The 25182-nt window shown below is 56.3% G+C and carries 25 protein-coding genes; 3 read left to right on the plus strand and 22 right to left on the minus strand.

Features of this window, described 5'->3' with window-relative positions:
* Nucleotides 1–83: 83 nt before the first annotated feature.
* The 15 genes from AB1644_12990 to accC all read right to left on the minus strand — a co-directional run bounded on the left by AB1644_12990 (nt 84) and on the right by accC (nt 15707).
* Nucleotides 84–1697 (minus strand): thrombospondin type 3 repeat-containing protein, encoded by a 1614-nt coding sequence (locus AB1644_12990; GenBank protein ID MEW6051962.1) that lies wholly within the window; start codon nt 1695–1697, stop codon nt 84–86.
* Between the two features lie 221 nt (nt 1698–1918).
* Nucleotides 1919–2500 carry a hypothetical protein gene (locus AB1644_12995; protein ID MEW6051963.1) on the minus strand — a complete coding sequence of 194 codons (582 nt, stop codon included), beginning with the start codon at nt 2498–2500 and terminating at the stop codon, nt 1919–1921.
* A 25-nt stretch (nt 2501–2525) separates the two neighbouring features.
* A complete protein-coding gene (locus AB1644_13000) occupies nt 2526–4682 on the minus strand; it encodes a prolyl oligopeptidase family serine peptidase (protein MEW6051964.1) in 2157 nt (718 codons plus the stop codon).
* The gene (locus AB1644_13005; protein MEW6051965.1) at nt 4679–5992 is read right to left on the minus strand and encodes a dihydroorotase; all 1314 of its coding nucleotides are present in this window, start codon (nt 5990–5992) and stop codon (nt 4679–4681) included. The genes AB1644_13000 and AB1644_13005 overlap by 4 nt, the downstream gene beginning before the upstream one ends.
* Entirely contained in the window at nt 5985–6932 is a 948-nt protein-coding gene (locus tag AB1644_13010; protein MEW6051966.1) for an aspartate carbamoyltransferase catalytic subunit, read from the minus strand. The genes AB1644_13005 and AB1644_13010 overlap by 8 nt, the downstream gene beginning before the upstream one ends.
* Entirely contained in the window at nt 6929–7534 is a 606-nt protein-coding gene (pyrR, locus tag AB1644_13015; GenBank protein MEW6051967.1) for a bifunctional pyr operon transcriptional regulator/uracil phosphoribosyltransferase PyrR, read from the minus strand. Before pyrR ends, AB1644_13010 begins: the two co-directional genes overlap by 4 nt.
* 202 nt (nt 7535–7736) lie before the next feature.
* Nucleotides 7737–9230, minus strand: coding sequence for an ATP-binding cassette domain-containing protein (locus tag AB1644_13020; GenBank protein ID MEW6051968.1), 1494 nt, complete (start codon nt 9228–9230; stop codon nt 7737–7739).
* Nucleotides 9231–9299: 69 nt separating this feature from the next.
* Nucleotides 9300–10760, minus strand: a complete 1461-nt coding sequence (gcvPB, locus tag AB1644_13025; GenBank protein MEW6051969.1) for an aminomethyl-transferring glycine dehydrogenase subunit GcvPB — start codon at nt 10758–10760, stop codon at nt 9300–9302.
* Between the two features lie 42 nt (nt 10761–10802).
* Complete coding sequence (locus AB1644_13030; GenBank protein ID MEW6051970.1) at nt 10803–11486, minus strand: thioredoxin family protein; 684 nt, start codon at nt 11484–11486, stop codon at nt 10803–10805.
* Nucleotides 11487–11501: 15 nt separating this feature from the next.
* The gene (locus AB1644_13035) at nt 11502–11675 is read right to left on the minus strand and encodes a hypothetical protein (GenBank protein MEW6051971.1); all 174 of its coding nucleotides are present in this window, start codon (nt 11673–11675) and stop codon (nt 11502–11504) included.
* 29 nt (nt 11676–11704) lie between these two features.
* The gene (locus tag AB1644_13040) at nt 11705–12085 is read right to left on the minus strand and encodes a hypothetical protein (protein MEW6051972.1); all 381 of its coding nucleotides are present in this window, start codon (nt 12083–12085) and stop codon (nt 11705–11707) included.
* A gap of 3 nt (nt 12086–12088) precedes the next feature.
* On the minus strand, nt 12089–12442 hold the full coding sequence (locus tag AB1644_13045) for a hypothetical protein (GenBank protein ID MEW6051973.1): 354 nt from the start codon (nt 12440–12442) through the stop codon (nt 12089–12091).
* Nucleotides 12420–13781 (minus strand): aminomethyl-transferring glycine dehydrogenase subunit GcvPA, encoded by a 1362-nt coding sequence (gene gcvPA / locus AB1644_13050; GenBank protein ID MEW6051974.1) that lies wholly within the window; start codon nt 13779–13781, stop codon nt 12420–12422. The genes AB1644_13045 and gcvPA overlap by 23 nt, the downstream gene beginning before the upstream one ends.
* Nucleotides 13782–13841: 60 nt before the next feature.
* Nucleotides 13842–14225 (minus strand): glycine cleavage system protein GcvH, encoded by a 384-nt coding sequence (gene gcvH, locus AB1644_13055; GenBank protein ID MEW6051975.1) that lies wholly within the window; start codon nt 14223–14225, stop codon nt 13842–13844.
* 15 nt (nt 14226–14240) lie between these two features.
* On the minus strand, nt 14241–15707 hold the full coding sequence (gene accC / locus AB1644_13060; protein ID MEW6051976.1) for an acetyl-CoA carboxylase biotin carboxylase subunit: 1467 nt from the start codon (nt 15705–15707) through the stop codon (nt 14241–14243).
* Nucleotides 15708–17621: 1914 nt separating this feature from the next.
* Here accC and AB1644_13065 point away from each other — a divergent pair.
* Nucleotides 17622–17981 (plus strand): PilZ domain-containing protein, encoded by a 360-nt coding sequence (locus AB1644_13065; protein ID MEW6051977.1) that lies wholly within the window; start codon nt 17622–17624, stop codon nt 17979–17981.
* Between the two features lie 463 nt (nt 17982–18444).
* Here the strand turns inward: AB1644_13065 and AB1644_13070 are convergent, their stop codons facing one another.
* The 7 genes from AB1644_13070 to rfaE1 all read right to left on the minus strand — a co-directional run bounded on the left by AB1644_13070 (nt 18445) and on the right by rfaE1 (nt 24387).
* Nucleotides 18445–19593, minus strand: coding sequence for a PilT/PilU family type 4a pilus ATPase (locus AB1644_13070; GenBank protein MEW6051978.1), 1149 nt, complete (start codon nt 19591–19593; stop codon nt 18445–18447).
* A gap of 36 nt (nt 19594–19629) precedes the next feature.
* On the minus strand, nt 19630–20124 hold the full coding sequence (accB, locus tag AB1644_13075; GenBank protein MEW6051979.1) for an acetyl-CoA carboxylase biotin carboxyl carrier protein: 495 nt from the start codon (nt 20122–20124) through the stop codon (nt 19630–19632).
* A 94-nt stretch (nt 20125–20218) separates the two neighbouring features.
* On the minus strand, nt 20219–21292 hold the full coding sequence (locus AB1644_13080; GenBank protein MEW6051980.1) for a Xaa-Pro peptidase family protein: 1074 nt from the start codon (nt 21290–21292) through the stop codon (nt 20219–20221).
* Complete coding sequence (locus tag AB1644_13085) at nt 21270–21911, minus strand: tetratricopeptide repeat protein (protein ID MEW6051981.1); 642 nt, start codon at nt 21909–21911, stop codon at nt 21270–21272. Before AB1644_13085 ends, AB1644_13080 begins: the two co-directional genes overlap by 23 nt.
* Before the next feature lie 13 nt (nt 21912–21924).
* Entirely contained in the window at nt 21925–22395 is a 471-nt protein-coding gene (gene rfaE2 / locus AB1644_13090; protein MEW6051982.1) for a D-glycero-beta-D-manno-heptose 1-phosphate adenylyltransferase, read from the minus strand.
* A gap of 17 nt (nt 22396–22412) precedes the next feature.
* Nucleotides 22413–23342 carry a hypothetical protein gene (locus tag AB1644_13095; protein MEW6051983.1) on the minus strand — a complete coding sequence of 310 codons (930 nt, stop codon included), beginning with the start codon at nt 23340–23342 and terminating at the stop codon, nt 22413–22415.
* 1 nt (nt 23343) lies between these two features.
* Entirely contained in the window at nt 23344–24387 is a 1044-nt protein-coding gene (rfaE1, locus tag AB1644_13100; protein MEW6051984.1) for a D-glycero-beta-D-manno-heptose-7-phosphate kinase, read from the minus strand.
* A gap of 134 nt (nt 24388–24521) precedes the next feature.
* Between rfaE1 and AB1644_13105 the strand changes: the two genes are divergently transcribed.
* Together AB1644_13105 and AB1644_13110 are read left to right on the plus strand one after the other, a co-directional pair.
* Entirely contained in the window at nt 24522–24848 is a 327-nt protein-coding gene (locus AB1644_13105) for a DUF3467 domain-containing protein (protein ID MEW6051985.1), read from the plus strand.
* 60 nt (nt 24849–24908) lie between these two features.
* Nucleotides 24909–25130, plus strand: a complete 222-nt coding sequence (locus AB1644_13110; GenBank protein ID MEW6051986.1) for a hypothetical protein — start codon at nt 24909–24911, stop codon at nt 25128–25130.
* Nucleotides 25131–25182: the final 52 nt, after the last annotated feature.

Raw genomic sequence — 25182 nt, forward strand, 5'->3', positions numbered from 1 at the left:
TTCTCTTCCGGGAAATGCCGTCGAATCTTCTCCCATTGGGCATCGCTTAACGTGATCGCCATGACGAAATATCGCCACGCTCTTCACGATGACAAATCAAAAACTGATTTTGAGATAGGTTCTAGTAACGGGCAATTGTCGCAGGCACTGCCGACCCCATCGGCGTCCGAGTCGACTTGATCACCATTGGCGAACGCGGGGCAATTGTCACATGGGTCACCTATCCCATCATCGTCAACATCGGACTGAGAAGGATTGACCAGTGAAGAACAGTTGTCCGAGGCGTCTGCTATGCCATCGCCGTCCGTATCCGGCTGCTGGATACTCACGTATAACCGCTCCCCGATAATCGAATCGACCGTGATCGTTATGCCGGTTGCACCGCCATAGCCATTGCTGTTCGGGACGGTGTTGGGACCAAAGGTCTCCTGGCCCGGGACATCGCTCGAGAACAACGCTCCTTTGCGAGATTCATAGGGATACCACCACTGCGCACTGTCCGTAACCCGGCCTTCGGGATTGGTGCTGAAATCATGCGAGGGATCATAACCGGCATCCTCCACCTCAACCTGATAATGGGGGTACGATGGCGTGCCGCAATTGCACGGCATGGCGTCATCGATATGCGTGATCAAAAGTCCTCTGTCCAACCGGTCACAACCGTAAGCGAGATCCGGAAAGAAAAATACGCTGAAATCTGAGTCGAACTTGTCGAAAATTGCTGGTGACTGCGGATTCCGATACTCCAGCAGAAAATACTCGTTGCCATCCCGGCTGATCGGCAGGCGATACAGTGAGCTGTCCTTGGTCGTCTCGACATTGATGATGGCCAGCCCATCGTACACCGGCGTCGTCAGTGTTATTGGCGTAATCCACCCCAGTCGAGCTTTGCTCCAGCCGCAGTGGTGCGACGGGTTCACAGAGCCCAGCGACCACAGCCCGTACCCAAGTTCCCCCATAACACACCAGTCATAGACCGGGTGGTTGTTGTCGTCGTTCGGATCATAGAAATTCGCCGTGTCCCAGCGAATGTCAAAGTCATAGAGATCGAACAAACCCAGCAGATGCGACGTTTCGTGTGCCGGCAATCGTACTGCCGTCAAGGCGCTCCCAATTACGAACCGAGGATCCCATGTCGCACGGACCGGTCGAGTCTCGGAGGTCGTCATCCAGGCGTTGACGTATACTCCGTCAAACGGCCCCGGCCCAGGACCCGGATTAGGCGGATACGTCGTGGCAAATGAATACATGTCGGTAATCACTCCTGATTCACATCTGCTGTTGCCCGACCGAATAAAAACGACTCCATCGACATTTCCGTCATGATTGCCGTCATACTGTGAAAAGTCCACTGCCGGATCAAGCAACGGCAAAAGTGTCTCAAAATCAAAATCTGTGGCATAGGAGCCGGCATGGTACCAATCGAGTACCTCACCCACAAACTGTAGCTGGCCGTATGACACTTCGCCGAAATAATCAGCGACCGAACCGGACGTAAGAACCCCGCGTGAAAAAAACAGCGTGTCGAATGTCTCTCGGGAATAGCTCCCGGGTCTGTCCTGCCAGTCTACCATGATAGCCAGCACCCGAAAGGTATCACCGGTGAATATCCGGGTGCGCATAACCGCTGATTGTTCCGAGGTGAGAGCTGATTGCGCCAAACAGCCGAACTGCTCCCTGAGATTGTCAGTCGGCATATCGAATACAATTCTCTTGGAAGATTCCCCCGAAACTGCGGAAGAAACGACGACTATCGTGCAAATTACGACACTGACGAAAACGCGCATACGGACCCACCTCTCAGGGAGTATCTAACCGGGTTGATCAGAAACCGCCTCCCGTGCGTCACACTTGATAATATATCGTTATGCCCACATTGATGCAACCCTTTTATCTTGGATGATTATAGCTTGCGGTACTACCGGAAATCGAAATAGACGAAACAGTACATCACGATGCACGCACTGTAATTCAACACCATGAACCACCGTACTCCCCAGTTGATGCCGTCGAATCGATAGCTCGAAAACGGCCACACAAAAGGCGTGGGAAAGAACCGCTTCGTGTGGGTCGGAATATCTACGAGAATGTGAATCAACCATGCGAACGCCGGCCAGGGGACTGACCCACGTAACCACCACCAGAGGAAAAAACCGACCAGCCAGATCGGTATACTGTGAGTGATATCGTAAATGCGGAACACCCATCGGGGTATCGTTCGGTTCAATTCGTCATAGGTGGTCTCATCGACCTTCCCCATCACGCGCTTTTTCCCCGATAGCCATCGGCTCGCCATGAGTGGCCCGAACGCCAATGCGTCCGGCGCGACACCGAGCGCTGTGGCCAAAAGTCGTTCCGGCAGCGTCGACTGGTTATAGATGAGGTTGGTCCAAAGCGCGTGCGAGATGAAATCCATGGATGTCCCTTTGGAGACTGAAACGCTTACGCAGCCGCCATCGTTCCCGCCGCCAGTAGCGGCGGGAATCAGCGTATGCTTCAACGATTGAGAATCAGAGCTTATACCGTCACTGCTTCTGACGGTAGGTCATTCCCAGTTGATCAAACAGAAATGCGAACACGTCGGCGTCCTCTTCGATATTTTCGCTGAGCGAGGTCCCGATCCCGTGTCCTGCCGTCGCGCTGGTGCGAAGCAATACTGGCTTGCCGGACGATGTCGCTGCCTGCATCCGCGCGGTCATCTTTCGCGAATTCGCCGGGTCAACTCGACCATCGTGATCACCGGCCAGGAACAGTACCGCCGGGTATTTGGCGCCATCAACCACGTGATGATACGGTGAGTAGCCATATAGCGCCTCAAACTGCGCCTTGTCTTTCACGGTGCCGAACTCGGTGGTGTTGAATTCACCGTTGGGAGAAAGCTCCACTCGCAACATGTCGTAGATACCCACGTAGCTGATAACGGCGGCGTAAAACTCAGGATGTTGCGTAAGTGCTGCCCCCATAAGCAATCCCCCATTGCTGCCTCCCTCGATTGCCAGCTTTGATGGCGATGTGTACCCATTGTCGATCAGCCACCGTGCGCAGGCCGCAAAATCATCGAACACGTTCTGCTTGGTCGTCAGATTCCCGGCCCGGTGCCATTCATCGCCAAACTCCCCGCCGCCTCTAAGATTGGCTATAACATAGACGCCCCCCTGGTCGAGCCAAAGCCGATTCCGTTCGTTGAACCCGGGTGTCATGCTGATACTGTATCCCCCATAGCCATACAGAATTGTAGGATTCCGCCCGTTCAGTTCGGTCCCTTTTCGATGAATAATATTCATCGGTACTTTTGTGCCATCTTTGGAAATCGCAAATTCGCGTCTCACTTCGCAGTCATCGAAATTCACAATCGACTTTTTCGCCAACGCGGTTTTGACCGGCGCACCGGATGATGGGTCGTATTCGTACCACGCCGATGGCTTCAGATACGATTGCGCGCTGTAGAGAACTTTATCCCCATCAAGCCAAACCGGCTGGCCAACCGATGATATCGGTTCCACCGGAACTGCCCCTTCTTCCTTGCCGTTCATGTCGAACACTCGCATCCGAGAGGGACCTCCGAGCAAGTCCACCACGTATAAACGCGAAGCCGTCGGCTCAAACCCCTTGATGGTCGCGTCACTCTCCGGCACCACCGTGCTCGATTTGGAAAGCTCCGTGGCCGACAAGTTCATGCGAAGTAATTTCCCCTTCGGCGAACCATTAAGCGACAACATATACAGCGCCTGGTCGATCCCAAATTTGGCGGTCGTGATCATGTCCTTGAATTTCGTCAACTGCGTCCACTGGCCGGTGGCTTCATTCAGCAAATAATGTGCATGCTCGCCGCCGTCGCCGTTCAATACCGTCGCCAGCATATAGTTGCCGTCGTCCGATGCCTCCAACTCAATCTCGGCAATGCGCGGAAACTCCTTGCCGATCACATATGTGTCCTGGCTTACGGGTGTCCCGAACTTGTGATAGTACACCTGCTGATAAAAATGCATATCCGCCTCGGCCCGCTCCCCTTTGTCCGGATACCGAGTGTAGTAAATCCCGGTGTTGTCCTTCGTCCAGGCCACACTCCCCCCGCCGGTAGGATAATTAACTCGCGGAATTTGATCCGGAAGCGCTTTGCCGGTGGCAACATCGAACACATGCACCGTACCATCTTCGCTGCCGAATTTCGACAGCGATACCGCGATATATCGTCCATCAGGCGATGGCACGTAGAAATCCATCGAGGTCGATCCGGTCGTATCGAAAACATTCGGATCGAATACGACCTTTTCGTTGGCAGTGTCATTGGGAGACTTCAAACAGACTATGAACGATTGCTCTTTTGGCGGCTGGAATTTCTGCGCAAACAGCAGTCCGTGCCGGTATTTCAAATCGTAATAGCTGGTGCTGGCCGCAGTATAGAGATTCTTGAAATAGTCACGGATCGCCGGACGGGACGGAATCTTGTCGATAAACGCGTGCGTATACGCGTTCTCCGCATCCGCCCAGGCTCTCACCTCCGGGTCGTTCAGATTCTCCAGCCAGCGATAGTTCTCAGTAAGCGAAATGCCATGGTAGACATCAGTGACCGGCCGTTTCGCCGTGGAGGGATACGGTTCAAGAGCAAACACATTCGCACACAACATCGTCACTGCGCCAAGCAGAGTTCTGAGATTGAATCTGACGTTGCCTATTCTCATAGCTCAAACACCACCTTCCCTCCCAGTATCGTTTTATACACCTGTCCACTGAGTTTCCAGCCGATGAACGGCGAGTTCTTGGAACGGGAACGAAACTTCTCCGCGCGAATAGTCCATTTCTTGTCCGGGTCGATTATCGTAATATCCGCCGCTGCCCCCACCGCCAACGTCCCACCCTTCAACCCGAAAATTCGGGCCGGATTGGAGGTCAACTTGCGAATCGCATCCCCCCAGTCCAGATACCCCCTATCCACCAGATACGTTTTCACGAGCCCAAGCGTTGTCTCAAGACCGATCATCCCTGATGGCGCCTGGTCAAACTCGCAGTCCTTCTCTTCCTCGGAGTGCGGCGCGTGGTCCGAGGCGATACAATCGATCGTGCCGTCCACCAGTCCCTCAATCACCGCATCCCGGTCCTCTTTGGTTCGAATCGGTGGATTGACCCGGAGATTGGTGTTGAACTCCTTACCGATCTCTTCGTCAGTGAGCACAAAATGATGCGGGCACGCCTCTGTCGTCACATTGACCCCTTCGCGCTTCGCCTGACGTATTGCCTCCACCGCGCGCCGTGTCGATATGTGCTGGATGTGCAGACGCGCTCCAGTGACACGACAAAGCGCAATATCCCGTAGTACCGCCACTTCCTCCGCCACCGCCGGCGAGCCTTTCAACCCCAAGCGTGTTGACTGGAACGATTCATTCATCACCCCGCCCGAAACCAGATATTGATCTTCGGCATGCTGGCAGACCGGTATCTTGAACATCTTGGAATACTCCAGCGCCCGCCGCATTATGTCCGGGTTCTGGACATAATGGCCGTCATCCGTAATCGCTACCGCGCCCATCTTGACCAGATCCCCAATCTCCGCCAGCTCTTTCCCTTCGATATTCTTGGTAATTGCACCAACAACATACACCCTCGCCGATGCCCCCTCTGCCCGGTCCTGCACAAACTTGACCGTCTCCTGGTTGTCGATGCGAGGTGTCGTATTCGGCATACAGCAAACCGCTGTGAACCCACCTGCCGCCGCCGCGCGACAGCCGGACTCAATCGTCTCCTCGTCTTCGCGTCCAGGCTCACGCAAATGCACGTGAATGTCTATCAATCCCGGCACGACGAGTTTTTCCGAAGCATCGATTACCTGATCCCCATCGAGCGTCTTGAGCATACGCGACATCTCCGCCGAATCGCTTTCGATCGCCGATATCCGACCATCTTTGATAAACAGGTGTGCGTCCTGTCCGAATCCCAGCGCCGGATCGACAACCCGTCCCCCCTTGATGACCAAATCGAATTTCTTGTTAGTCATTGTCCGCTCCCTCCTCTTTCTTGCGGCCCGAAAGCAGATACAGCACCGCCATCCGGACTGCCACGCCGTTGGTTACTTGATCCAGTATCACCGATTGATCGCTGTCCGCCACCTCACTGGTAATCTCCACCCCGCGATTCATCGGCCCCGGATGCATGATCGTGTAGTTCTTGTTCAATCGCTTGAGCCGTTCCCTGGTTATGCCAAACAGGTTCGTGTATTCCCTCTGCGATGGAAACAGCCCGGCCTGCTGTCGTTCCAGTTGAATCCGCATGATATTCACTACATCCGCCCCCTCCAGCGCCTCATCGATGTCGGTGTAATGGTCCACCCCAAACCGCTCCACTTCGTACGGCATCAAGGTCGATGGCCCGCACAGTGCCACCGATGCCCCCATCGTCTTCAGTCCCCACAAATTCGAACGCGTAACACGCGAGTGTTTTACGTCCCCCACCAGCACCACCCGCAAGCCTTCGAGCTTTTTGTATTTGCGGCGTATGGTGAACATATCCAGAAGCCCCTGCGTTGGGTGCTCGTGCGTACCGTCGCCGGCATTGATGATATTCGCATCCATGCACTGCGTGAGATAATACGGCACCCCCGATGACTTGTGTCGCACCACCACCATGTCGATCTTCATCGCTTCAATATTCTGCACCGTATCCCGCAGCGACTCCCCCTTCTGCACGGACGAGGTCGAGGGCGAGAAGCTGACCGTATCCGCCGACAACCGCTTCTCTGCCAGCTCGAACGAAATGCGAGTACGGGTCGATGGTTCATAAAACAGATTCACCACTGTGATCCCGCGAAGTGTCGGCAGCTTTTTGATCGTGCGATCGAGTACCTCCCGGAATGAATCCGCAGTGTCGAGAATCAGCGTCATGTCCTCTTTGGAGACCCCCTCCAGACCGAGCAAATGCCGCGATGCCAGATGGCTCATGTGCGACCCCCCTTCTTCTTAGGCGTTTTGGCCGGGACTTTAGCCGTCGTCGATGACCCCGCTCCCCCTTTGACGATATACACCCGGTCGGACCCTTCTTTTTCCTTCACTTCCAGCACCACTTGGTCCGATTTGGAGGTCGGGATATTGACCCCCACATAGTCGGCTTTAATCGGAAGTTCGCGATGCCCGCGGTCTACCAGCACCGCCAGTTGAATCGTGCGCGGGCGGCCGAAATCGATGATTTGATCCAGCGCCGCGCGAATGGTCCGCCCGGTGTACAGCACATCATCGACAAGAATGATATTCCGCTCGGACACTTCGAACAGAATATCGGTTCGCTGCACCACCGGCTGGTCCAGCTTGGAATGCAGGTCATCACGATACAGACTGATATCCATCAGTCCCACCGGCACCTTCACCCCTTCCAGGTTCTCGATAATGGCCGCGATCCGCTTGGCCAGAAACGCGCCGCGCGTCAGGATCCCGATCACCGCCAGCGTCTCCGCGCCAGAATTGTGCTCCAGGATCTCGTGCGCGATCCGGGTCAGCGCCCGCCCGATTTTGGTCTCATCGAGTATGATATCATTGTTCGACGACAACGGAATTCCTCCACATAACATATGACAAACATGAAATGCCTGAACGGAGTGAACGATCTGCTTCTAACGAGGCTAAAACGGCTCTCCCGAGCATCACACGTAACCCTTGGCGACCTCGCCGGACCGCCTTAAAGTGAAAGTTGCCGGAGTATATCGAACGCCCGGCCACAGTCAAGATGCAGGGAGGCGATTTTTTTTGGCGTCAGCGGCTCGGAGTCGATAGGACGCCCGCATATCCTTTTTCGGCAAACAAGTCTGATGATGTTGTGTGCGTAAACCGTCCGTCGCCGTACAACTGAAGCACCCGGTCGCACAACTGCTTGATAACATCCCCATCGTGGCTGATAATCACCTGTCCGACCCCACGCTCTTTCAGCGCCCTGGACATGACAATGAACCGCCCTACTCCTTCCGGGTCCAAACCGCAGGTCGGCTCATCGAATACTACCAGCGCCGGCGCCACCGAAAGTACCGCCGCGAACGCCAGCCGCCGCTTTTCCCCCATCGACAACGTAAACGGATCGCGCCCCATGAATCGCCAGGCATCCAGCCCAACCAATTCAAAATATGACTCGATCTGATCCTGGCTCAGGGTCAGTCCCGCGTTCTTCGGTCCAAAAGCCACCTCTTCAGCGCACGTCTGGAGGAAAAACTGTCGTTCCGGCTGCTGAAACGCTCCCACCACGAGAGCGTGACGCTCCCGCCTGGGGATTACTTGACCACCGGCGTCGAGAATTTCATAGCCCCCAGCCACCGGCGCCAGCAGACCGCACAACGTGAGTCCAAGTGTGCTCTTGCCGGAGCCAGACGGCCCAATGAGCCCAACGATCTCCCCCGCGCAAAACGTCATGGTCAGTCCGGCCACCACCGCATTCCCCCCCTGATAACCAGCCGAAAGGTCGTGCACTCGAATCTCGGAGACACGTTTCGACACCTCAGTCCGCGATGCACCATTGTAGGCAGGCACCATCACACGCGTGACTTTTTTCTCGTCAAACCTGAGTCCGGTTCTCAAGCAAAGTTGGCTGTCGGCGAGGATCTTTTCCGGGCGGCCATCGGCCGCGATCGAGCCGTCGTGCAGCACGATGAGCCGTGCGTATTGCCGCGCAATCGCCGGATACTGCGTGATCCGGATTTCGATGAGTGATGGATCCTCTCGATGCAACCTTTCAAGTTCGTCGCCGAGCATCCGTTTCCCCGGCTCGTCCAAGAACGAATCCGGCTCATCCAGAATGAGAACCGGCGGATGCGTTACCATCACCGAGGCCAGCGCCACGCGCTGCTTTTCGCCGCCGGATAACTCGGTCGTCAACCGCGATCGAAGATGGCCGATACCGAACCGCTCCAGGGTTTCGGTGATCAGTTGCTCCATCTCCCCAAGCGGCACCGCAAGATTCTCCAGCCCGAACGCGATTTCCTTTTCGACCGTCGATGCCACCATCTGATTGTCAGGGTTCTGGAAGAGTATTGCTGCCAGTGGTGCCGAGCCGGTTTCCGGATTCAGACCGTCAAAGCTGATCGCACCCGAGGTCGGCCTGGCCAGCCCGGCCAAAATTCTCGCGAGCGTCGACTTGCCGCACCCGTTCGCCCCCATCACACAGACCGATTCCCCCACTCGTATCTCAAGCGTCAACCTTGCCAGAACGGGAGGTTCTGACGCCACGTAGCCAAAACTGATGTTCTGTAGTCGGATCATACGAGCAAAAGGCCGACGCTCATTTCAGGAGCATCGGCCCATAATTGAATTCATGGTCAAAAACCGAAATCAGCCCAGGAAATTGACATCCAAAGTCCGCGCCGCCGTGCTTTCGTCGAGACGACGGACCGGCGTGTTGTACGGCGCCTTGGTGACCAGCTCCGGATTTGTCTCCGCTTCTCGCGCGATCTGCTTCATGACCGAGGCAAACTCGTCCAGCGTCTCGCGCGTTTCTGTCTCGGTCGGCTCGATCATCATCGCTTCCGGCACAATAAGCGGAAAATAATTGGTCGGCGCGTGCACGCCGAAATCCAGTAACCTCTTGGAAATATCGGAAGTCTTCACACCGAGCTTCTTTTGACGATTTCCCGACAGCACGAATTCGTGCATACAGTGACGCCGATGCGGCAGATCGAAATCATCCTTCAGGAGCTCTTTGAGATAGTTGGCGTTGAGCACCGCCGCTTCCGACACCTGACGTAGTCCTACACCGCCATACGTCTTGATATAGGCGTACGCACGAACCATGTTTCCGAAATTGCCGTAGAAACTATGCAGACGGCCAATCGAGTCAGGCCTGGCATAATTGAAGTACAGCTTGCCTTCAGCATTTCGCTCCAGCACCGGCAGCGGCAGGAATTTCGCCAGATTCGCATTCACCCCAACAGCTCCCGCGCCAGGTCCTCCGCCGCCGTGCGGTGTCGAGAACGTCTTGTGCAGGTTGAAATGCATGATATCGAATCCGGCATCAGCCGGACGAAATATTCCCATGTTCGCGTTTAGATTTGCACCGTCCATGTACATTAAGCCGCCCCGGTCATGAACCACCTTGGCAATCTCGGCGATATGCCGCTCGAACAGCCCCAGTGTGTTCGGATTGGTCATCATGATACCCGCGACCTCGTCGGTCATAACAGCGGCGACCGCATCGGGCGATATGATCCCCTCTTCATTCGACTTGACCTCGATCGTCGTAAAGCCAACCGAGGCTACCGACGCCGGGTTCGTACCGTGCGCTGAATCCGGGATAATAATCTTGGTCCTGTGGCTGCCACGCGAGTGATGATACGCCCGCATAATCAACAAGCCGGCGAACTCCCCCTGCGCCCCCGCCACCGGCTGTAGCGAGACCGCCGGAAATCCGGAGATCTCACCCAGATAGGTCTGCAGCTCCCACATCAGGTCCAATATGCCCGGTGCGCTGCTGCACGGCGCCAGCGGATGATGGTCCTGAAAATCGGGCAGCGATGCCGCCTTGTCGTTCAATTTGGGGTTGTACTTCATGGTGCATGACCCAAGTGGATAGAACCCCTTCTCGATATGGTGGTTCTTGACCGACAAGCCCACGAAGTGCCGCATGACTTCCGGTTCGCTCACCTCCGGAAGACGCGCGTCCTCCGTCCGGCGGAACTTGTCCGGAATAGCTGACAGGATTTCGGCTTCGCCTTCACGGGTGTCCGGGAGCGTGTACCCCACGCGTCCCGGCACCGACCTCTCGTAAATCAACAGCGCATGTTTCACTGACGACATTCTCATTCCATCCGAAGATCACGCCCGGCGTGACCCTCCCATCTATTTGGTCTCCGCCGTCTTGGGCGGAGGATTCTTTAGTTTCTCAATCAGCTCTTTGGTGTATCGCACATCGCCGGTGTCTGCCTCGGGATGCATCGCCACCCACTCTTCGAACACTTTCACCGCGTTGGCAGTATCTTTCATGCGGCGATACACATCCCCCCGGTACCATTCGGCATCAGCAGCCTGCGACGAACCCGCGAAATCCGCTGCGAAAGCCCCAAATGCAGCCAGCGCCTTGTCATACTGCTTGTCACGACGAAACAGGTCGGCCACCGCCATCCGGCTTTCTCGGGACAGAGAATCCTTGGGTTCACCAAGAGAAATCACCTTGTTGTACCACGTCTCCCCGTCAGCCGCTTCCCCCCGCCCCTTGTATTTCTCGGCAATGTCGAAGGCCATCGCCCGCTCTGGTTTCGAAGCGAACTTGCCAAGCAAATCATCCAGTGTGCCGATTCCGTTTCGATAATCGGTAACCGTCTTGATCAGCTCGTCAGTCGGCAAATATCCAAACACGCGATCAATCTCTTTGCCGCTCTTATCGGTTACCACCAGCGTGGGATATCCCATCACCTTGAACTGTCTTGCCGACAACGTATCTTTCTCGGCGTTTACCTTTACCAATATCACTTCATTCGTGAAATAGTCGATTGCTTTTGGATCTACGAACACGACCGTGTCCAGACGTTTGCACCAGCTTCACCAGTCGGCGTAGAAGTCGACCAGTAGCGGTTTGTCCTGCGTCATCGCCGCGGTCTTCGCCTCCGTGAGATCATTGAACCGGGGTGCACTCGGCTTCTCAGCCGTTGGTTCCGCCGCGACAGCCGCAGCCGTCAATAGGGCCAGGATTACAACGATTGCTGTTCTGCGCATGGTTGCTCCTTCATATGGGTTGTCTCCGATCATCGAGCGTCCAAAGGGATACAGTCATCCCCAAGTATCGCTTCGATAACCATTTCTGCTTCCTCTCTAAACTCCCTGGGCACCATGATGACATTCATCTCACTGGCGCTCTGGGTCAACGATACGGCAGAATCCTGGCCCGGAACCGCACCGCTTAGTGTCGACGGCATCAATACCGACGGTATATTATTCGAATCCAGCGCCCCCTTGGCCTTCTCGGCACGGGAATTACTCTTCACACCGCACACTTGCACCCAGCTATTATCCGGCACGGCGGCAGCATGGCTCCGTCCTGAACGGTTCTCCAGAAGTGGCACCTGGCATTCGGGACAGGCGCTCACCCCGCTCGGATATTCATATTCACATAACGGACAGTACACGCGCTATTCCTTTCGCTGCCATTTTTCACCGAGCGCCATATTCAGCACGTCCACCGCCTCCTCCACCTGACTCGAGAGCACCGATACCTCGAATCGACCGGTCTTACCGCTATAAAACGAATGCAAGGGCAAGCCAATGTCGCCGAAAAATCCGGACTTGGAGACTATCACCGCCGGTATCTCATACACTGTCAGTGTCTCCCGCGCAAAGTCCGCCGACAGTTTGTCTTCTATTGAGCCAATCAACACCCAGTTGTCCTCTTTCTCCTCGTTGTCCTCGGCCATCTCGCGGCCGCAGATGGGGCACTGCTCCGTCTCGGCCGACCACTCCGCTTTACATGCGGGACAGTACGCCACTTGCAGTCAGCTCCTTGAGACCCGTGGCCAGTCGGGCGATCTCTGTTTCGCTGCGCTTCTCCGTGGACGCCACAATCAGACAGTTGTCCAGACCGGCATACCACCGTCCCGCCTCGATCCCTGGCAGATAACCCCGCTCCACCATCGCGAGAATGATATCCCTCGCCGGCACCGGGGTTCTCACGGGGAATTCTCGCACGAACGGCCCCTTGAAATACGGCTCGTAACCGTCAATCTCGAATATCTTCTCGGCCGCTTGCTGTGCCCGTTCCGCCGACAAAAGCGCCACTTTCTTCAGACCGGTCTTCCCCATCAAGCTGATATACACCGCCGCCGAGGTCGCACAGAGCGCCTGATTGGTGCAGATATTCGAGGTCGCCTTCTCGCGACGTATATGCTGCTCCCTGGTCTGAAGCGTCAGTACAAAACCGTCTTTGCCGTCAACATCCTTCGTTCGCGCCACGATCCTCCCCGGCATATGACGTACCAGGTCCTTCTTTACTGCAAAAACGCCCAATAGCGGCCCGCCGAACGAAAGCGATATCCCCAGCGGCTGCCCCTCGCCAACCGCAATATCCGCTCCATAGTCGCCGGGCGTCTTCAACAACGCCTGGGCGATAGCGTCAAACGTCATGATGAACTTCCCGCCCACCTTGTGAATCATCTCCGGGATTGCCTCGATATCCTCAAGCAGCCCGAAAAAGTTCGGTTGGCTCACCACCACGCAGGCAGTATTCTCATCAATCACGTCTTCGATTCTGTTCAGATCGGTCATCCCGTCTTTCATGGGAACGGTGACAATCTCTAGGCTCCGCCCTTGCAGATACGTTCGAGCCACCTCTCGATACAACGGATTGACCGTTTCCGAAATGACCACCTTGCTTCGCTTAGTCACGGAGGTCGCAATCAGAATCGCCTCCGCGACTGCACTGGCCCCGTCGTACATCGAGGCGTTTGCGATATCCATGCCGGTCAATCGGCACATGTGCGTTTGGAACTCGTAGATGACCTGCAAAGTCCCTTGCGCGACCTCCGGCTGATACGGCGTGTAGGCAGTCAGGAACTCCGGACGATTGACAATCGCACCGACCGCTGCCGGAATAAAATGATCGTACACGCCGCCGCCGGCAAAACAGACCAGCCCCTCGCGATTCCGCGTGGACATCTCATTGATCTGTTTCAGAAGTTCCAGTTCCGACAGCGCCGGAATCTTGAGCGGGCGTTTCAAACGGAGTTTCTCGGGGATCGCTTCGAGCAAATCCTCGAAATTCTTCACCCCGATCGTGGCCAGCATTTTCCGACGGTCCTCGTCGGTCAATGAAAGATATGGATACGGCATTTCTCTCTACCGCTTTCTAATCACTAAGGTGTGAATGACAGGCCATCTGATGCGCTGTCATTAATGCGCTTGTAGTAACTGATTATAACCTTTGGCATCGAGTAATTGTTCTACCTCGCCCGGCTTTGACACTTCCACTTTGATCATCCAACCATCACCGTACGGGTCCCGATTGATGATCATCGGATCGCCGTCGAGCGCCTTGTTTATCTCGACCACCTTGCCGCTGACCGGGCTGAACATCTCGGACACCGCCTTGACGGCTTCGATGGTGCCGAATTTCCCCATCTGCGTCACCGCGACGCCGATCTCCGGCAGCTCGACAAAAACGATATCGCCCAATTCCCCCTGGGCATAGTCGGTGATCCCGATCGTGGCCACTTTGCCGTCGAGACGAACCCACTCGTGTTCTTTGGTATATTTGAGAGAATCAAGAACCTTCACGAAAGACCTCCGAAGTCATTCCTTGGTATGTTCAGCAGAAACTGTCTCACTTAGTTCCGCGCGGACCTCTTCGGCCGGCGCGCCTTCCCCCGGGCGCCTGAACGTGACGGACTTTTTTTTAGCCGTGCTTTTCATGCCCTTCCACTGCAGAGTATTCTCGATAAACGACGTGTTGTAATTTCCGGCCACAAACTCCGGATTGACAAATATCGCCTGGTGAATCGGCACTGTCGTCGGCACCCCCTCGACAATAAACTCCTCCAGGCACCGGCGCATGCGGATAATCGCCTCGTCCCGCGTACGCGCCCGCACGATCAGCTTGGCGATCATGGAATCGTAATACGGCGGGATGAAATACCCCGCGTATACCGCCTTGTCCACCCGTACCCCGGGACCACCCGGAATGTGAATTGCGTCAATACGGCCCGGTGTCGGACGAAAATCATTCTCCACGTCTTCGGCGTTGATTCGACACTCGATCACCGCCCACCGGGGAACCAGTTCTTCCTGGTTGAAGATTATTTCTTCACCCAGCGCCACCCTTATCTGATCGCGCAGCAGGTCAACCTCGTACGCCTCCTCGGTGACGGGATGTTCCACCTGTATTCGGGTGTTCATTTCCATAAAATAGAAATTCCGGTCGTCATCGACCAAAAACTCGATCGTCCCCACTCCCAAGTAGTCCACCATCTTCGCGCCCTTGATGGCCGCCTCTCCCATCTTACGGCGAAGTTCCGGCGTTATCAGCGGCGATGGCGTCTCCTCGACCAGTTTCTGGTGGCGCCGTTGAATCGAACAATCCCTCTCGCCAAAATGGTAGAAGTTGCCGTGTGAATCCCCCAGCAACTGTATCTCAACATGGTGCGGGTTGATTATCGCTTTCTCCAGATACAGATCGGGATTCGAGAAAGCATTCTGCGCCTCGGTTGAGGCGATATGAAAATTCCGTTCAAGTTCCGCTTCATCCCGGCAAAGCCGCATTCCTTTGCCGCCCCCGCCGGCCACCGCCTTGAGCATAACCGGGAACCCGACTGAATAGGCAACCTCGCGGGCATCTTCGAATGTCGGAACCACCCCATCGGACCCCGGGATCACCGGCACGCCTGCTTTCCTCATGACATCTTTGGCGATCGCCTTGTCCCCCATCTGACGAATCTGATTCGGTTTTGGCCCGATAAACGTAATCCCGCACGATTCGCAAATCTCGGCAAAATCGGCGTTCTCAGCCAGAAAACCGTATCCCGGATGAATCGCCCCCGCGTTAGTCACTTCGGCCGCCGCAATGATTCTCTTGAAATCAAGATACGACTGCGCCGGAGCGGGAGGTCCGATACACACGTCTTCGTCGGCAAACCGGACATGAACAGCATCCCGGTCAGCCTCGGAATAAACCGCCACGGTCGTCAGTCCCAGTTCGCGACATGCCCGGATTATACGCAAGGCGATTTCGCCCCGGTTGGCGATCAGGACTTTATTAAACAGACGTTCTCCTTCCACGTCACAACCCCTCTATTATGGGATTTCGGTGTCCAGCCTCGCCAGTCATTGCGAGCCACGCCGTTCTCGTCAGCTTTCTCGACGGAACAAATCAAGGGCGTGGCGAAGCAATCTCGTACGCTGCGGCACCGCGTAGACAACTCCTTATACGGGAGTCGTATCCCTTGTTCGGCGGCAAAGATAACGCTTTTCTAATGAAACGACAACATCTAAACGCCCTGTGACAACTGTCTGTTGCCGAGCAGGTTAGGGGTGCTTCGTCGCCGTAGGTCGGGTTCCACAGCGAGCCTCGCAGGTTCTTCCAAAGCGCGAGCGAGGAAACCCGACACCGTTGCCCAACGATGTCATTCCGGCCGCCAAGAGCCGGAATCCAGCCGCTGCCCCGGGTCGTCGGTTCGAGCGAAGACGAGAATCGACAGACCAGAGGTTCGCGTCTCGTCTGCGCTCGACGCGACGACAACAAAGGGGCTGTCCCATCGTCGGTTCGAGCGAAGACGAGAATCGACAGACCAGAGGTTCGCGTCTCGTCTGCGCTCGACGCGACGACAACAGAGGGGCTGTCCCATCGTCGGTTCGAGCGAAGACGAGAACCGGCGGACCAAAGATTTGCGTCCCGTCTGCGCTCGACGCGACGGAAAGGCTTGGCACGTCGCCTCCGCCTTCTGTGCCATCACCTCACCACGACGCTATCGGCAGAACCAGAAGCGGTTCTGCCCTACGGCTCCGTTGTCGGCGGTACTTGCATCACGTGAACACCAGTCAAAAATACTAACGTATTGCAGGGCAACGAACAGGTTGGGTTCGTTTCGTCATTTTTTATTTCGCGACATGTCGTTTTCGCAGCCGCAACGTGAAGTCCGCCAAGTAGTAACGAGGACGAAGCGGTGCGGTCACCGTGCGACACCGTTCGTGAATGTCGATTGCTGATATAGAGTTGCGGCGAAAACACCATGGCACGACATCTCCTGATCATTGACAAATCTCATGCTCTTACATATGGGTCGGAGCTACAATCAGCATGGAAGTGGTGGGGGAAATGCGAGGGGGGGGCACTGTTGTGTCAGGGCATGCCGATTGTCGCCAGACATTCGGTGTGACCCGACATCCCCTTTGTCATTCCGGCCTTCGAGAGCTGGCATCCAGAACATAGGCACTGGACTGGACCCCAGCTTTCGCTGGGGTGACACAGGGCACACGGCCACGCCCTGGGGTCGGGGTACCCCACCGCTTGCGGTGGGTTCACACGGCCACCCCGCCGCTGTCCTGGGCGCAGCTGAAGGATTGCTGTGGGTTTCACCGTACCGTCAGCCGTCTCTGGCTGACGGCTGTTGAATGTGCAATGTGCATGGCACGCGTCCTCGTGTGCCAGTTCTTTGTAGGTCCAAACCCCCACGCTGTAAACCCGCGGGAAACGGGTTTCCGCTGTGGTGTCGGGCGTCACCGCCCGACACCCGTTTGGACTCGCAGGAGCCGTCAGGCGTCCCCGCCTGACGGCACATTAAACAACGCACACACAGCTTCCACGTCCGCTTGACATCTTCCAATCCAACAATAACCCGCTTGCCCGCCACCACCCAGTCTTGCATCTTCCGCATGAGGTTACCTCCATTTAGTTTGTGACGTACTAACGACCACGTTACCTGTTGACCTTTGACAGGAAAGGTAGCCTCGTTCATTTCCCGCCACAACGACACCCATACCATAGCGACTAATCAGGTGTGCAAAAATGACAAAACGAACCCAATCGCCCGTTGTCCTGCAACAGGATAGCCAGACCTTACCCCATAACGAACCGAGCCAAAGTTGACCGAAACCTGCTCGCCACCAACTGTCAAGAATGGTCCATTAAGGTCCGATATACGAAATAAAGACCAGTAATCGTGAGTTGCGGAGCCCAATATGAGAGAACAGCGCAAGAACCACCGGGCAGATGTATTTGAGGATTTTGCCGTTATCGACCAGGCCACTGGCGACACCCTGGGGACTCTCCGCAATATCTCCAGCGGCGGGATGATGCTTCTCGGCCCACGGACAGTCAAGGTTGACCAGCCCTACCGTCTGACTGTTTATCTCCCCAAGCCGATCTCTGGAATCTCGAAACTCGAGCTGGCCACCGTCTGCAAGTGGCACACGTACGACAAAGAGCACATGCTTCACAAAGCCGGCTTCAAGTTCTCGACCCTTACTCCCAGGGATGAAGAGTTGATCGTGATGCTTCAGACCGAGTACGAATTCCTGGCCACTATTACGGAACGGTAGCACTTTCTATAGAGCACTTACAGCTCCTCACCTGTCGCTTCGCGACATCCTCTCCCAGAGGGGGAGGAATTTTTCGCCGTTCGGTCAGGTTCTGCGGGCCGATGTTGCATTGTGCTCACTTTCGAATGCTGCAGTTCCTCAACATGCAAAGACTCACACCAGATTGTCACACCGGCCCGTGTGACCTGACCGACATGCGGGAACTTGGCAAGGACCGGCAGTTCACACGCTCCCTCGACAACCAAGCGTCACCTATAACAGTGTGAGCAGCTAGTGTCTCGGTCGCGCAAGAACTGCCGGAACGAATGAAGGAAACGCCATATCCTGAATCCTTCTCCCTCCGGGAGAAGGTGCCCGAAGAGCCTGCCCTGAGCGAAGTCGAAGGGGCTGATGAGGGGAAATTCAAGCAAGACAAAGGCAGGCGCCCACGCACCTGCCTGACACTATCGCTATGATACCAATCTCAGTACTTCGTAAATCCGCCCGGCAGTTCTCTTCCCTTGGATTCAGACTTGGCGGCAGACTCGTCCCAGCGGTCGGCAGCGCCGGTGATTCCGCGCAGACGGAGATCGAAGTCATCCGGGTTGGTCGCTTGCGACATCGCTTCCTCAAACGAGATCATACCGTTCTTATAGAGCTTCATGATAGCCTGGTCAAACGTCTGCATCCCGTACTGCACGCCTCCCTGCGCCATGAAATCCGGGATATCGACGGTCTTCTCCGAATTCATGAGGCAATCCTTGATCGCGCCGGAATTGATCATGATCTCGAGCGCCGGGGCGCGTCCGGCCATATCGCTGCGCGCCAGCAGACGCTGGCAGACTATCGCCTTCATTGTCCCGGCCAGAAGCAACCGTATCTGCTGATGCTGGTGCGGCGGGAAAAACGAAATGATACGCGTAATTGTCTCCACCACGTTCAACGTATGCAGCGTGGTCAGCACCAGGTGCCCCGTGTCTGCGGCCGTCAGCGCGATGGACATCGTTTCCAGATCGCGCACCTCTCCCACGAGGATCACGTCGGGGTCCTGCCGAAACGCGTGGCGAAGAGCCGAGGCGAATGTCTCGGTGTCGCCGCCCACCTCGCGTTGCGAGATGATCGCCCGCTTGTCGCGATAGATATATTCGATCGGGTCTTCAACTGTCAGGATATTAACCGGCCGATTGGAATTCATTTCTTCGATAATCGCCGCCAGCGTCGTGGACTTACCCGAACCCGTGGTACCGGTGATGATAATCAGCCCACGGCTTTCGTTGGAGAGTTTTTTGACGATCGGCGGGAGATTTAACTCCTCAAACGAGGGAACCGTCGTGTTGACGGCGCGGATGGCGATACCGGTGGTGCCGCGCTGGCGGAACAGGTTGATACGGAATCGCCCCAGCTTGGCCACCGAGAGCGCCAAATCCATTTCGTTCTTGCGCTGGAAACGCTCGAGTTGCTTTTCGTTGAGAATCTGACCGACCACCTGCTCCATGGAGTCGATCGTGATCGGATCGGTGGCGATCTGCTCCAGCGTGCCGTTGACTCGGATATGCGGGCGCACCCCCACCCGGACATGCAAGTCGGAGGCCCGCCGGTTGAGCATTTCAACCAGCATCTGTTTGAGTGTCATAAGCTCCGGAGTCCTTTCCGGTATTATATCGGCAGATCAGCCCTTGGGATCAATCCTGAAAAGCACCTGGCCGAACTCCACTGGCTTGGCGTTTTCCGCCAGGATCTCCACCACTCGCCCGGACACTTCCGACTCGATCTCATTCATCAGCTTCATCGCCTCGACAATGCAAACCACCTGGCCAACCGTGATCCGCTCATTAACCGACACGTACGGCGGTGCATCTGGCGAGGGTGCCGCGTAGAACGTGCCGACCATAGGAGACTTGATCTCTACAAGTTGACCGGTATCGACCGGTGTCGGCGGCGCCGCTTGCGGCCCAGCAGGCGCAGGAGCGGTCGAAGGGACTGGAGCCGCAGCCGGCGACGGGACCACCGCGGTGAGTACCGCCGGAGTCTCACTATGGCCGTTCGACTTGGCTTCCAGCCTCTTCTTTATGCTTATCTTGCGCCCCCATCGGGTCACCTCAAGCGACTCGATCTCCGACTCCTCGACGAGGCGTATCAATTTTCTTATATACTTTTCATTCATATCTAATCCTCACGGAATAGAATCCATGATGACTGGCCGGCGAAACCGGCCACATGGTTATACCTTCCCAGCGAATGATTATACCGGCGTTAGACTACAGCTCCAACAAGTTTTTTGGCGCCCGGTTCAGCACCTTTCCGCCAGTCCTGGTGACCAGAACATCGTCCTCGATCCGGACCCCGCCCCAACCGGAAATGTAGATTCCTGGCTCTATCGTTATCACGTTGTTGGGCTTCAACTTATCCTTGGAAATCGCCGACACCCGAGGACCCATGTGGATAAAAAAGCCTATCCCATGCCCTGTCCCGTGCCCAAACTCCTTCCCATATCCGGCCTTCTTGATAAGCGACCGGCAGGCCTCATCGACAGCCTTGGCAGCAACCCCGGCCCTGACCCGTCGAATACCGGCCAACTGGGCTTTCAGCACGATGCCGTATATCTTCTTCTGTCTCGGCGTCGCTTTTCCCACGACCACGGTGCGCGTGATGTCGGAAACGAATCCGTTAACTCTGGCCCCGAAATCGAACGTGACAAAATCCCCCTTCTCGAGCCGCTTGGCCGAAGCAACTCCGTGGGGCATGGCTGCCCGATAGCCGGAGGCAACGATGGTATCAAACGCCGGTTTCTCCGAACCGAGCATCATCATCTGGTACTCCATCTCGGCCGCCAGCTCGTTTTCGCGCACCCCGGGGCGGACCAGTTCGAGTATCCGCCTGAAAACCGTGTCGGAAATTTCCACCGCCTTTCGAATGTTGGTCAGTTCCGCGGTATCTTTCACCCACCCCATCTCGGCAAACAGGCTGTCGGCATTCACCGGTAGCGCCTCCGGGAGGTTGGCCGCCAGCTTGTCCCGGTTAGTGACGGAAAGATGGTCGCCACAGAATCCCACCCGTTGGTTCCGACCTTTGAGGATCGCAACTTCCTTAAGATTAACGTACAGATCCCCCGTGACGATGGAGACCCTGGCGCCTCGTACCTGTTTTTTCGCCTGGTCCGTGAAACGAAAATCGGTCAGAAACTCGGCCCCATGCCCCGACAACACCAGCATGCCGGAGTCGCCGGAAAAGCCGGTTAGGTACCGTACCTGTTCCATATTGGTGACAATAATAGCATCGAGATTCGCAGCCCGACATTTGGCCCGGAGTTCATTGATCCGTGAAGTGGACATGATCGAGATTCCTCTTATCTTTTTCTTTTATGTGCCGCTCGGCCGAGGCAAGTTTCTCCAAAAGCCGAGGGTGTCGATTGTTGACCGCAAGTTTTTGGTAGATCATCGCCGCCAGGCGCGAGTGGCCTTGATTTAGATACAGGTCAGCCATGGTTTCAGTGAAGAACGGAATTCGCCGATACGCCGCCGTGGTCTCCGCATCGCCGATTTCCTCGCCGCGCGTGATCGTGATCGTGCGGACCGTCTCTTTGCTTGGCGACGCCAGGTCAGAGCGCAGAGCCTGACAGGCAGGGTCGATCTCAAGGATACGCTGATATGTGGCTATGGCGCTCATCTCATCGCCCGACGCAAACCGGATGTCGGCAAGATATTTGAGGGCAGCAATATTCTCCGGGTCTGCCGCCAGAACCTGGTAAAACTCTTCGATGGCCGATTCCGTCTGGCCAGCGGCGTACAGCGCCTTGGCCAGCAGTAATCGCCCGGCGAGCGAGTACGGCTCCTCAGCCAGTTGCTGTCGGCACAATTCAACCGCACCGGCGTACCGTTCGCTCTCAAGCAGCCGTGCGGCCTGTGCCGGCCAGTACCCATGCGATGCCAGTTGTTGCGTGAGACTGTTCATTCCTGCCGACCGATCAGGCGTGTCCGAGTCGCGCGAGTATTTTGCTGGTCGAGCGTCCCGGTGTCAGACGAATACGCCGCACCCGACCCCCGTACGAGCGGACGAACGTCGCCCCCACGATCTCGGCAGCCTGGTAGTCCGCACCTTTGACAAGCACATCGGGGCGGATCGTTCGAATCAATTTGTCCGGCGTATCCTCACCGAAGATGACGACGTAATCGACCGCTCGAAGCGCCAGCAGCACGGCTGCCCGGTCCTCTTGTCTCTGGAAGGGTCTCCCCTTGCCTTTCAGGCGGCGCGCCGAGGTATCACTGTTGAGGCCCACGATCAGCACATCTCCCAACGACTTTGCTCTCGCCAGATACTGAACGTGCCCGCGATGCAGTATGTCGAAAACGCCATTGGTGAAGACGACGTGTTGATGGCGCCTGCGATAGCGCCGTATCATGGCGGGAATCATCCGCGCGGACAGGAGCCGTTCCATGGTATAGGTTACTCGTCCTACCGACCGGCGTATAGGTAGGCTTTCCGGATCGTTTCCATCATGCTCATGGGGACCTTTGTTCCACTACGATCCGGCATCAGAAAGCTGATCTTGCGCGAGGAGATCTCTGAACGGAAAAGCATCGTGGCCACCTCAACCACCGATTCCACGTTGGCGTGCATCTGGGCCGCAGAGTCATTTCTCATCTCCGGCAACGAGTCAGATACCTCGAACTCCCGGCAGATGTCCTGCAGTTCGACGCCAATCGCCTGGCAGAGACTTCCAATCCTCACATCGGTCGTAAACGCGACTCTGGCACAAAGTATCCCGTTGATTCGGAGAGTGTCCTTCACCTGTGTCGCACAATACGCCAGGGCCTCGGTCCCGTTGGGAAATGAAATAGTGGTGGTGTCATAGCTCACGGATCCTATCGCCGTGGACCGACCCCGCAGCCGGAGCATTCGTCCATTCCACTCCTCCAGGTCCCGTTTCGCAATTGCGTCCGGGTTGATCAGCCGCTTGACCATGGTTGCCTGGTCTGAAGACATCGAGGAATCGATGCGCCCTATGATGGCGTCATACCCTTCGACCCTGATCGCCGTCCCGATGCTGTCAATCTCGGTAGTGACAGTCAGGCCGACGAGGATATTGAGCAGCGGATCGTCAACCGTCTCACCGTCCCGCTTCATGGAGATGGCGGCGCTTTTCTCCCGCAAAGCCCAGCCCGAGGCGGTCCGGGTCAATGTCCCTTCGCCACTGAGCAAGGCGCTGTCTAAGATGGCCGCCGCGGTATCGGCCGTGCGGGAACGGGCCGTCACTGCGGAAACCTGGTAACTGACAGAATCCGGCGGCGCAAACGCAAACTGCCCTGTTTCACCCGGCGCCGACGCTGCAATCGCGAGCAGACTTCCGGACAGGAGAACGACAGCGGAGACTCGTATGGACATGTTATTTCCTCTGACCCGGCTGAACCACGGGGCCGGCTGCAGTGAGATTCCCATTTGCGAAATTCATCTCGAGTTCGTGCCGAAGCTGCGGAAGTGTGATAGTGGCCGTGCCGATCTCGCCGACCGTGTATCCGGCCGCAGCATTGGCAATGACCGCGGCCTCAACGAGACTCGCTCCGGCACAGACCGCAGACACGAATGTTGCGATCACCGTATCACCGGCGCCAGTGACATCAAATACCTGGCGCGCGAAAGTGGGAATATGCGTCGGCTCATCGCCACTCTGAAACAGCGACATCCCCTGCGCACCGCGCGTGATCAGGATCGCCTCCGCCTGAAGTTTCGCCAGCAGTCCGGCGCCGACCTCCAGCAGGTCCAGCTCGGTCCTGATCCGTTTGCCGAACGCGAATCCGGCTTCATGGTGATTCGGCGTGATCAGCGACACGTGTTGATAGCTGAAGAAGTGCGTTTCCTTCGGGTCGACCGCGACGAATATGCCGCGTGACCGGCAGGCCCCAATGATTCGCTCGAGCAACGAGCGCGTGATCACACCCTTACCATAATCCGATATGATAACCGCCTTGATGCTGTCGGCGGCCGCGAGAAACCGGTTGACCACCCGATCCTCGATGGCGGCATCCAGCTCGTGCGTGTTTTCCCGATCGGCCCGGACCACCTGCTGGCTGTGCGCGATGATGCGTGTTTTGATCGTGGTCTGACGGGATGAGTCGTTGATAAGAAAATCGCGCCCGATATTCTTTTCTTTCAGGAGCTGGCTTAGTTTGACCGCGGCCTCGTCCTCGCCGACCGCGCCCAGCAAGAGCGCTTCATCCCCAAGCGCATGAATGTTGGCCGCGACGTTTGCCGCGCCGCCCAATAGCAGCCGGGTCGTGGTAATCTCAACGACCGGCACGGGCGCTTCCGGCGAAATACGATTGACCGAACCCAGCAGGTATTCGTCGAGCATGATGTCGCCGAGGATCATGATCCGTGAACGGCCCATGCTCGTCAGCACCGCATCGATTCGCTCTTTCGTCACCGGCATCCGAATGTCCTTTGTCTGGTGTATTCAACCCGCAGGTCCGCGGCTTCCGGGGTTGACACAGCGGCCAAATATATTACACTGCCCTGGCGGAGACAAGGAAGAAGCACACGTAATTGAATAGAGAGAAGCCGTGTATGGAACAGACCGCACCCCAGCAGATCAATATCGAACTTGGCGAGAAGGAAGCCGAGGGCATTTACGCCAATCTGGCGATGATCACGCACTCCCCGACGGAGATAGTCATCGATTTTTCCCGCATCATGCCGCGAACCGCCAAAGCCCGCGTGCTGGCACGCATCATCATGACACCGATGCACGCCAAGCTGCTGCAACGCGCGCTCGAGGAAAACCTCAAGAAATACGAAAGTCAGTTCGGCGAGATCAAGATCCATGGCGCGCCGCCCACGCCCAAGACGATCGGGTTCGGTGTCGGCCCGGAAAACGATACCGACAAGAAGTAACTGGCTGACTCGATCCATTTTTTGGTTGACCCTGCCCTGTCCGGTCAGTGCATTGGGGCGATGAGTGTAGCCAAAAGCACCGCCATCTGCCCGTTCTGCAAAGAACCGATCAATGCCGGAGCGGTCAAATGCAAACATTGTCAGTCCGATCTGTCCGGGATCAGGAAAACGCGCACGAATTATTTCGCGCGTTATAACACGTTTCGGTATGGCTTCCTGGCAGGCATTCTGTTCACTGTAGCAGTCGCACTACTTGGTTACTTCCAGTTCTTCCGCGATTAGCGCTTGTTTTTCGACGGCCGGTCGCCGCTCGGAAACAGCATCATTCCATTAA

The sequence above is a fragment of the Candidatus Zixiibacteriota bacterium genome (genome assembly GCA_040753875.1).
Taxonomy (GTDB): domain Bacteria; phylum Zixibacteria; class MSB-5A5; order GN15; family FEB-12; genus DATKJY01.

Bases quoted from the DNA above. Each gene is read 5' to 3' on its own strand.
- gcvPB (MEW6051969.1), bottom strand. From the start codon at position 10,760: ATGTCGTCAGTGAAACATGCGCTGTTGATTTACGAGAGGTCGGTGCCG.
- AB1644_13065 (MEW6051977.1), top strand. From the start codon at position 17,622: ATGAGAGAACAGCGCAAGAACCACCGGGCAGATGTATTTGAGGATTTT.
- AB1644_13085 (MEW6051981.1), bottom strand. From the start codon at position 21,911: ATGAACAGTCTCACGCAACAACTGGCATCGCATGGGTACTGGCCGGCA.
- AB1644_13080 (MEW6051980.1), bottom strand. From the start codon at position 21,292: ATGTCCACTTCACGGATCAATGAACTCCGGGCCAAATGTCGGGCTGCG.
- gcvPA (MEW6051974.1), bottom strand. From the start codon at position 13,781: ATGCCGTATCCATATCTTTCATTGACCGACGAGGACCGTCGGAAAATG.
- rfaE2 (MEW6051982.1), bottom strand. From the start codon at position 22,395: ATGGAACGGCTCCTGTCCGCGCGGATGATTCCCGCCATGATACGGCGC.
- AB1644_13110 (MEW6051986.1), top strand. From the start codon at position 24,909: ATGAGTGTAGCCAAAAGCACCGCCATCTGCCCGTTCTGCAAAGAACCG.
- AB1644_13005 (MEW6051965.1), bottom strand. From the start codon at position 5,992: ATGACTAACAAGAAATTCGATTTGGTCATCAAGGGGGGACGGGTTGTC.
- AB1644_13105 (MEW6051985.1), top strand. From the start codon at position 24,522: ATGGAACAGACCGCACCCCAGCAGATCAATATCGAACTTGGCGAGAAG.
- AB1644_13095 (MEW6051983.1), bottom strand. From the start codon at position 23,342: ATGTCCATACGAGTCTCCGCTGTCGTTCTCCTGTCCGGAAGTCTGCTC.
- AB1644_13035 (MEW6051971.1), bottom strand. From the start codon at position 11,675: ATGCGCAGAACAGCAATCGTTGTAATCCTGGCCCTATTGACGGCTGCG.
- AB1644_12990 (MEW6051962.1), bottom strand. From the start codon at position 1,697: ATGCCGACTGACAATCTCAGGGAGCAGTTCGGCTGTTTGGCGCAATCA.
- AB1644_13070 (MEW6051978.1), bottom strand. From the start codon at position 19,593: ATGACACTCAAACAGATGCTGGTTGAAATGCTCAACCGGCGGGCCTCC.
- AB1644_13010 (MEW6051966.1), bottom strand. From the start codon at position 6,932: ATGAGCCATCTGGCATCGCGGCATTTGCTCGGTCTGGAGGGGGTCTCC.
- AB1644_13000 (MEW6051964.1), bottom strand. From the start codon at position 4,682: ATGAGAATAGGCAACGTCAGATTCAATCTCAGAACTCTGCTTGGCGCA.
- AB1644_13020 (MEW6051968.1), bottom strand. From the start codon at position 9,230: ATGATCCGACTACAGAACATCAGTTTTGGCTACGTGGCGTCAGAACCT.
- accB (MEW6051979.1), bottom strand. From the start codon at position 20,124: ATGAATGAAAAGTATATAAGAAAATTGATACGCCTCGTCGAGGAGTCG.
- rfaE1 (MEW6051984.1), bottom strand. From the start codon at position 24,387: ATGCCGGTGACGAAAGAGCGAATCGATGCGGTGCTGACGAGCATGGGC.